This window comes from Burkholderia sp. E168m23 (genome assembly GCF_016586125.1).
GTDB classification, from domain to species: domain Bacteria; phylum Pseudomonadota; class Gammaproteobacteria; order Burkholderiales; family Burkholderiaceae; genus Burkholderia; species Burkholderia orbicola.
The window spans coordinates 1-6,889 of record NZ_BCPP01000317.1; the positions used below are offsets into that span (position 1 = coordinate 1).

A 6,889-nucleotide genomic window follows, 5' to 3' on the forward strand; every position below is an offset into this window, starting at 1 on the left:
AGATCGAACTGCGGCGCGACGACTTCCGCGAAGCGCCGCGCACGCTGTACCGCACCGACGGCCTCACCGTCACCGCGTTCGCGTATCCGTCCGGCGTCGAGGCGCTGAAGCTCGAGAACCGCCGCGGCCATCTCGTCGTGCTGCCGTATCTCGGCCAGATGATCTGGGCCGCCGAATTCGACGGCCGCGACCTGACGATGAAGCACATGTTCCGGCAGCCGAAGCGCGCGGCGTCGATCATCGATACGTACGGCTGCTTCATGTTCCACAGCGGGCTGCTGCGCAACGGCTGCCCGGGGCCGGACGACACGCACGCGCTGCACGGCGAGATGCCGTGCGCGCCGATGGACCGCGCGAGCCTCGTCGTCGGCACGGATGCGCGCGGCGCGACGGTCGAGGTGACCGGCGAATACGAATACGTGCAGGGCTTCGGCAGCCACTACGTCGCGCGTCCGTCGGTGCGGCTGGCGGAGCACGATGCGCGGATGACGATCGCGATGGAGGTGACGAACCTCGGCGGCGCACCGATGGACCTGATGTACATGGCCCACCTGAACTACGCGTACGTGCCGGGCGGCCGCTTCGTGCAGTCGCTGCCGCCCGGCGGCATGCGGCTGCGCGACAGCGTGCCCGCGCACGTGAAGCCGACCGCCGCGTGGCGCGACTACACGGCCACGCTCGCGCGCGAACCGGCGCGGCTCGCGACGCTCGATGCGCCCGCGCTGTACGACCCCGAGATCGTGTTCTTCATGAACGACGTGGAAACGGATGCCGACGGCGTCGCGCATTTCCGGCTCGCGCATCCGGACGGCGGCGCGTTCCACACCGCGTACCGTCCCGCGCAATTTCCGCACGCGACGCGCTGGGTCCTGCACAACGCGGATCAGCAGGTCGCCGCGTTCGCACTGCCGTCGACCTGCGAGCCGGAGGGTTACGAAGCCGAACGTCGCAAGGGCCACGTGGCAGCACTGGCGCCGCGCGCATCGCGCCGCTTCGAAGTGGTCACCGGCTACCTGAGCGCGGCGGAAGCCCGCGATGCGTGATGTGATGAAAAGCGCGACGAAAAGTGCGACGCAGCGCGCGCCGCACGCCCGCGCCGCATCAGGTCACGAGCGCGATCCCGTGCTCGCGGATCGCGGTTTCGTAGCGGCGGCTCAGTTGGCCGTCGGAGATCACGTAGTTGAAATCGGTCAGTTCGGCGAAATAGGCCGCGCGCACTTCGTCGAATTTCGTATGGTCGACCAGCAGAAAGCGGTTCTGCGCGCGCGCCATCACCTTCTTCTTCGCATCGACTTCGTGGAAATTGAAGCACGTGACGCCGCAGCGTTCGCTCACGCCGGCCGCCGAGATGAACGCCTTCGACACGCGCACGGAATCGAGGATGCCCGTTTCGGCGACCGATTCGAACACCATGTTCTGGCGGTGATACGCGCCGCCGCACAGGATCACGTTGCAATGCTGCTTTTGCTGCAGCTTCGCGAACACGTTCAGCGAATTGCAGACCGCCGTGAATTCGAGGTCGTCGGGAATGAAATCGACGATGAACGGCGTGGTCGACCCGCAGTCGACGAAGATCGTGTCGCCGGTCGTCACGAACTGTGCGGCCAGCTTGCCGATGCGGCGCTTTTCCTCGGTCTGCCGGTTGTTCTCGGCGCTGATCAGGTATTCGCCGATATCGCTGCGCTGCGCGGCGAAATGGCGCGTCACGTAGCCGCCGATCAGGCTGAGGCCGTGCGGATTGTCCGCGAGATCGCGGCGGATCGTCATTTCGGACACGCCGAACAGCTCGGCGACTTCCCTCAGATGAATCGCGTTCTGCCCTTGCAGCACGTTCATCAATGTCTTGATCCGTTCGCCTTTCTTTGTTTCCATGCCTGTATCCTGCGTGCCCGCCGCGTGAGTCGCTCGTCGTGCCGGGCGCGCGGGCCCGGCCGGAATGTCGTATTTGTAACAAACCGATGTGAAAACATCAACTTTCCGTGTGCCCTTTCCGCACACGATCCGTGGAGTCCTGACACATGCCGCTTTCCAACGCCCAACTCGCCCAAACCATCGATCACACGCTGCTCGCGCCCGACGCGAGCGACGCGCAGATCCGCGAACTCTGCCGCCAGGCGGCCGAGCATCGCTTTTACTCGGTCTGCGTGAATTCGGCGAACGTGCCGCTCGCCGCGCGCGAGCTGGCCGAAACCGGCGTGCTCGTCTGCGCCGTGGTCGGCTTTCCGCTCGGCGCGGGGCTGTCCGCCGCGAAGGCATTCGAAGCCACCGCCGCGATCGCGGCGGGCGCGGGCGAGATCGACATGGTGATCAACCTCGGCGCGCTGAAAAGCGGCCGCGCCGACGACGTGAAGGCCGACATCGACGCCGTGCATCGCGCTTGCGGCACGGTGCCGCTCAAGGTGATCCTCGAAACGGGGTTGCTGACCGACGACGAGAAGGTGCGCGTGTGCGAGATGTGCCGCGATCTCGGCGTCGCGTTCGTGAAGACGTCGACCGGCTTCGGCCATGGCGGCGCGACGCTCGCCGATGTCGCGCTGATGCGCCGTACGGTCGGGCCGACGCTCGGCGTGAAGGCGTCGGGCGGCGTGCGCGACCGCGCGGCCGCGCTCGCGATGCTCGAAGCCGGCGCGACGCGGCTCGGCACGAGCTCGGGCGTGGCGATCGTCACCGATCAAGGCGGCGACGCGTCGGGGTACTGACGCGCGAACGGCCGGCCTCCGCACGCATGCCTCGCGCGTCAAGACCGGCCGTCGACATGGCTCGCACGCGCCGCACCGTGCGGCGTCGCCCGGCGGATGCAAAAAAATCGTCCGGGTTGCCGCGCTCGGCAGCCAACGTAAGGTATCGAACAGAAGCGCCGCGCGCGAAAATACGAAAATCGAAAAACCAGCGGCCATCCGCAGCGCTTCGCGATCCGTGAACTCATCGTCAAGGCTCCAATGCAAGCCAATCTTCGATCCCGGTTCCATCACGACGGCTTTGCGGTTATCGACCGGCTGATCGACCCATCGGAGATCGAAGCCTTGCGCGAAATCGGCCATCGTCTGCTCGGCGGTCGCACGGGCTACGCCGAGGGCCTGATGTTCGATTTCTATCCCGAGACGAACGGGCGCGATGCCCGGCCTCAACTGCTCCAGCTCCACTGGGCCTCCTATTTCGAGCGTCGGCTATCGGCACTCCGTATCCGTCGCGCCGCGTTCGGGATCGCCCAGGCGCTGCTCGGCCCGGAGGTTCGTTTTGCCGGCGACAGCTTTTTCCTGAAGCAGCCGCGTACGGGCACCGTGACGCCCTGGCACCAGGACGACGCGTTTACCGACGCGCGTATCGAGCATCGCGAAGTCAACTTCTGGATTCCGCTGCAAGCCGTCTCGGTCGACAACGGATGCATGCAGTTCATCCCCGGATCTCATCTGTACGACGTCCTTCCGCATGGTCCGCTCGGGGGTGACGTGACCGCACATGGGCTCGAGTGTGTGGGCGGATTCGATCCGGCGCACGCCGTGGCATGTCCGTTGATGCCGGGAGACTGCACCGTGCATGCGGGGCGCACGCTGCATGCCGCGGGGGCAAACCTCTCGGATCAGCCGCGGTACGCGTATGCGCTCAATTTCCGGTTGCCACGACGGCGCTCGAGCGTGGCGACGAACTTCCCCTGGCACAACACGTGGCGGCCCTCGCGCATCGAGCGTGCCCGCGCGTCCCGTAGCCTGCGTGGGTACTGGCCGTATCTTCGACGCGAACTGTACACGTTCGATTTCCGCAATCCGTTCGAGTGGCGACTCGCGGGCGGCAGGATCGCGCGTTGGCTGAACGTGCCGCGGCGGCAGCTGCGCGAACCCGGGCCGGAATGAATCGTGGCGGGATTCCGTCGCACGAGCGGCACCATGCGGCGGCGCCCGGCAAATGCACGCGGTTCGGCCAAAGACCTCGCCTCTTCCGCGTACGCGGCAACCCCGGCACAATGCCGGCCATGCGCTACGACAACGCCTTCGTCTACCCGTCCACCGGCCTCGCCGGCCGGCTCGCCAACCGGATCGTCGCGAGCGGCCCGCTACTGCGCGCACGCCGCGCGCTGCTGTCGCGGCTGCCGTTCCTGCAACTCGCGAGCGACGTCGAACAGGTCGTGTATTGCACGTGGATCGTCGATGTCGCGGCCGTCGCGCACCTCGTGCCGCGTGGCGTCACGCTCGCGAGCCGCGGCGGCCGCACGCCGTTCACGACGCTCACCTACCGGCACCGGCACTTCGGCCCGCGTCTTGCCGGCCCGCTGCGGCGCGTGTTTCCGTCGCCGCTGCAGAGCAACTGGCGCCTCTACGTCGACACGCTGCCGCACGGCGCGCCGGCCGGGCGCACCGTGCTGTTCGTGAAGAACGTGTTCGACCATCCGCTTTATGCACTCGGCAGCCGGCTGTTCAGCGACGCGCTGCCGTCGCATCTCGCGCGGCCCTTCACGCATGCGGCACGCGATGGCCTTTGGGTGACAAATATTGTGGAAATTTCCGCCAAAAGAACTAGCCTTCACTCATCATGGATTGGAATGCTAGTCCGGCGGTTTATCCGCCACATCTGCGTTCTCGCGTGCGCCGCGGTTTCGGGATAGGCATAGGTCCAGATTATCGATCATGGTGCCAGATCAAAGGATCCGGCGGAAAAGGAACCTCAGCCTACGTCCGTGGAATAAAAGTCGACCGGATCTACCAGCTACTCAGCGAGAAGGAAACAACCTATTTTTATTTGCTTGAACGGAGCCGGTCCATCATCGACATCCGGGAACACTGGCCCATCCTCGATCTCGATCGTACCTTGCAGTTGTCTCGACAATGTGGCGTTCATCATCCATTCCGCAACGGCGCCCCCGAACCGTTCACACTGGATTTCCTCGTTACAGAGCTGACCGACAAGGGGCTTACGTATCGAGCAGCGAACCTATCTCCTACGGTTGCCAACTTGCATGATAGAAGCGGTCAGCTACTATATGTCCAGTATTTGTGGTGTATAGAGAATGGTGTGCCCTGGTTCCGCGTTGACACCAGCCAATTTGATCGCAAAGTCCTCCAAAATTTGCGCTACATCCGGTCGTGGTTTCTCCATCAATACCGCAGTGACGACGAGTTGGCAGAGTCATACGCCGAAACCTTCCTCGCATGCTACGAACGCAATGTCCCTCTACAAAGTCTCCTAGTTGCATCACGTCAACGTTTGCATCTCACCGACACGGCGGCGCTCGATACATTTCTCTATTGTGCGTGGTCCGAGCGTATTCCGGTTTCTCTGACGCATCGTCTTGCACTTAGCGCACCTGTCGTCCTAGACGACGGCTACAATCATGGTTGACTTCGTCGCCATTCCCTCTGCCACACCGGCCCCGGGTCTCGTTTTGCGCTTATCAGGAAGCGAGCGGACCTATCTGCGCATTACACATCGATTTAATACTTGCGTCTACGCGATGTGGGTTAGTGACGCGAAGCTTGCTCACGACGCAAGGCGTCCGCAGCGGCTCTTGCTTCACGAACTTGCCGAACTTGCCAATGCAACAGGTAGCGAATGGGGCCGCATTGTACTTCCAGACGCATTTAAAAATATTCCCGACCCGAAATCCGATCCAGATATACGTCTTCAAGCTATCTGGAAACTTGTCGAACCACTATTGGCGCAATTCTCCATCGAACAAAATCTGACCAGAGGCATGTTCACTCGATTGATCCGCGATCACGCAAAAGTTAAGCTCGTCAGTCCTGTCTCGCTCCGACGTTGGGTATTGCGCTACTACTATTTCGGCGGATCGCGCCTTGCACTGCTCGATTTACCGTCCGGGCCGCACGGAATCGTGTCAACGACCGATCTCCACGCTGACGACCTGACTACACCCGCTCCTCGCCGGCGAGGCCCTAAGTCAGCCTTATCTAATGAATTAGGTGAATGCGATTTCGTCGTACAGAAAGAAGACATTAACGACATGCGCGATGCCATGCGGCGTCTCCACGGCAAGGCGACACAGACCGGCGCACACGAGTCCTATCTGGGTAAAGAATTCAGGGAGCGTCACCCCGAACGTTACGCAGCTTACACTCGTGGCGAGCAGCAAATTCCCGTGACTTTGCGTCAGTTCCGTTACTACATCCGCGGGCCTGAGACATCAATATCCAACTCCCCAGGGCACCCATCTCTGCCAGGCGTCTATACGGCGGCCCTATATGCCTCTAGCGCAGGTGAGATTACAGAAATAGACAGTGCCACTGGGCGCCTTTTCCTCAGACAGAAAGGGCTACCCGAGATATGCCTTGGTCAGCCTACGATCTATCTTGCAATAGACCGCTGGAGCCGCTATGTCCTATCTGTTTATATGTCGCTTGCCCCACCGTCTTACGAAGAGCTTCGCTACACACTACTGATTGCTTTTACATCACGAACCAAGCGCTTCACGGCACTCGACATCGATATCGACGATATACGCTGGCCGCCAGGGATCCTCAGCGCGTGTATATGCGTAGACAGGGGTTGCGAATTCTTATCCGAATCCGCTCAACAATCGATCGTAGACGACTTGCGCATTGAGCTGAGTGTTCTTCCACTCGGTTGTCCCGACGGCAAGGCCATCGTTGAACGTCTGATAGGTGTATTAAAGAGACGCATGGCGAGCGAAGGGATGCGCGGAGCATATGCCGATAGGCCCCTGGATAGGACATCACTGGAGTTGCCCCTGTAACTCAGGACACGCGGACACCGTTAGGTTGATGACACCGCATTACGCCTGAACTCGCGAGGCGAGCGGTATTTCAGAGCTTTGTGCGGGTGGCGCTCATTGTAGTGTTCAAACGCGATAGCCAGACGCGAGAGCGCTGTTGGTGCGTCAGACTTGTCCATATAGGCGACGTAATTGTCCTTCATG

8 protein-coding genes are annotated in these 6,889 nt (G+C 62.2%); 6 read left to right on the forward strand and 2 right to left on the reverse strand.

Annotated features, from left to right (window positions below; all coding sequences use genetic code 11):
• The first annotated feature begins 2 nt into the window (after positions 1-2).
• On the forward strand, positions 3-1,043 hold the full coding sequence (locus JMF90_RS17450; protein ID WP_236597999.1) for an aldose 1-epimerase family protein: 1,041 nt from the start codon (positions 3-5) through the stop codon (positions 1,041-1,043).
• A gap of 58 nt (positions 1,044-1,101) precedes the next feature.
• Here the strand turns inward: JMF90_RS17450 and deoR are convergent, their stop codons facing one another.
• The gene (deoR, locus tag JMF90_RS17455; protein WP_201317399.1) at positions 1,102-1,872 is read right to left on the reverse strand and encodes a DNA-binding transcriptional repressor DeoR; all 771 of its coding nucleotides are present in this window, start codon (positions 1,870-1,872) and stop codon (positions 1,102-1,104) included.
• A gap of 146 nt (positions 1,873-2,018) precedes the next feature.
• Between deoR and deoC the strand changes: the two genes are divergently transcribed.
• The 5 genes from deoC (at position 2,019) to JMF90_RS17480 (ending at position 6,706) form a co-directional block, all read left to right on the forward strand.
• Entirely contained in the window at positions 2,019-2,699 is a 681-nt protein-coding gene (deoC, locus tag JMF90_RS17460; RefSeq protein WP_201317400.1) for a deoxyribose-phosphate aldolase, read from the forward strand.
• A 240-nt stretch (positions 2,700-2,939) separates the two neighbouring features.
• Positions 2,940-3,851 carry a phytanoyl-CoA dioxygenase family protein gene (locus JMF90_RS17465; protein WP_201317401.1) on the forward strand — a complete coding sequence of 304 codons (912 nt, stop codon included), beginning with the start codon at positions 2,940-2,942 and terminating at the stop codon, positions 3,849-3,851.
• Between the two features lie 119 nt (positions 3,852-3,970).
• Positions 3,971-4,600, forward strand: a complete 630-nt coding sequence (locus tag JMF90_RS17470; protein ID WP_236593054.1) for a DUF2071 domain-containing protein — start codon at positions 3,971-3,973, stop codon at positions 4,598-4,600.
• Positions 4,528-5,334 carry a TnsA endonuclease N-terminal domain-containing protein gene (locus JMF90_RS17475; protein WP_201317402.1) on the forward strand — a complete coding sequence of 269 codons (807 nt, stop codon included), beginning with the start codon at positions 4,528-4,530 and terminating at the stop codon, positions 5,332-5,334. Before JMF90_RS17470 ends, JMF90_RS17475 begins: the two co-directional genes overlap by 73 nt.
• Positions 5,327-6,706 (forward strand): DDE-type integrase/transposase/recombinase, encoded by a 1,380-nt coding sequence (locus JMF90_RS17480; protein ID WP_201317403.1) that lies wholly within the window; start codon positions 5,327-5,329, stop codon positions 6,704-6,706. The genes JMF90_RS17475 and JMF90_RS17480 overlap by 8 nt, the downstream gene beginning before the upstream one ends.
• Positions 6,707-6,726: 20 nt before the next feature.
• On the opposite strand, the gene JMF90_RS17485 is transcribed toward JMF90_RS17480, so the two are convergent.
• A partial coding sequence (locus JMF90_RS17485; RefSeq protein WP_201317404.1) for an integrase core domain-containing protein occupies positions 6,727-6,889 on the reverse strand: 163 nt, incomplete at its 5' end.

Coding starts and splice junctions, on each gene's coding strand:
- deoR (WP_201317399.1), bottom strand. CDS start 1,872: ATGGAAACAAAGAAAGGCGAACGGATCAAGACATTGATGAACGTGCTG.
- JMF90_RS17470 (WP_236593054.1), top strand. CDS start 3,971: ATGCGCTACGACAACGCCTTCGTCTACCCGTCCACCGGCCTCGCCGGC.
- JMF90_RS17465 (WP_201317401.1), top strand. CDS start 2,940: ATGCAAGCCAATCTTCGATCCCGGTTCCATCACGACGGCTTTGCGGTT.
- JMF90_RS17475 (WP_201317402.1), top strand. CDS start 4,528: ATGGATTGGAATGCTAGTCCGGCGGTTTATCCGCCACATCTGCGTTCT.
- deoC (WP_201317400.1), top strand. CDS start 2,019: ATGCCGCTTTCCAACGCCCAACTCGCCCAAACCATCGATCACACGCTG.
- JMF90_RS17480 (WP_201317403.1), top strand. CDS start 5,327: ATGGTTGACTTCGTCGCCATTCCCTCTGCCACACCGGCCCCGGGTCTC.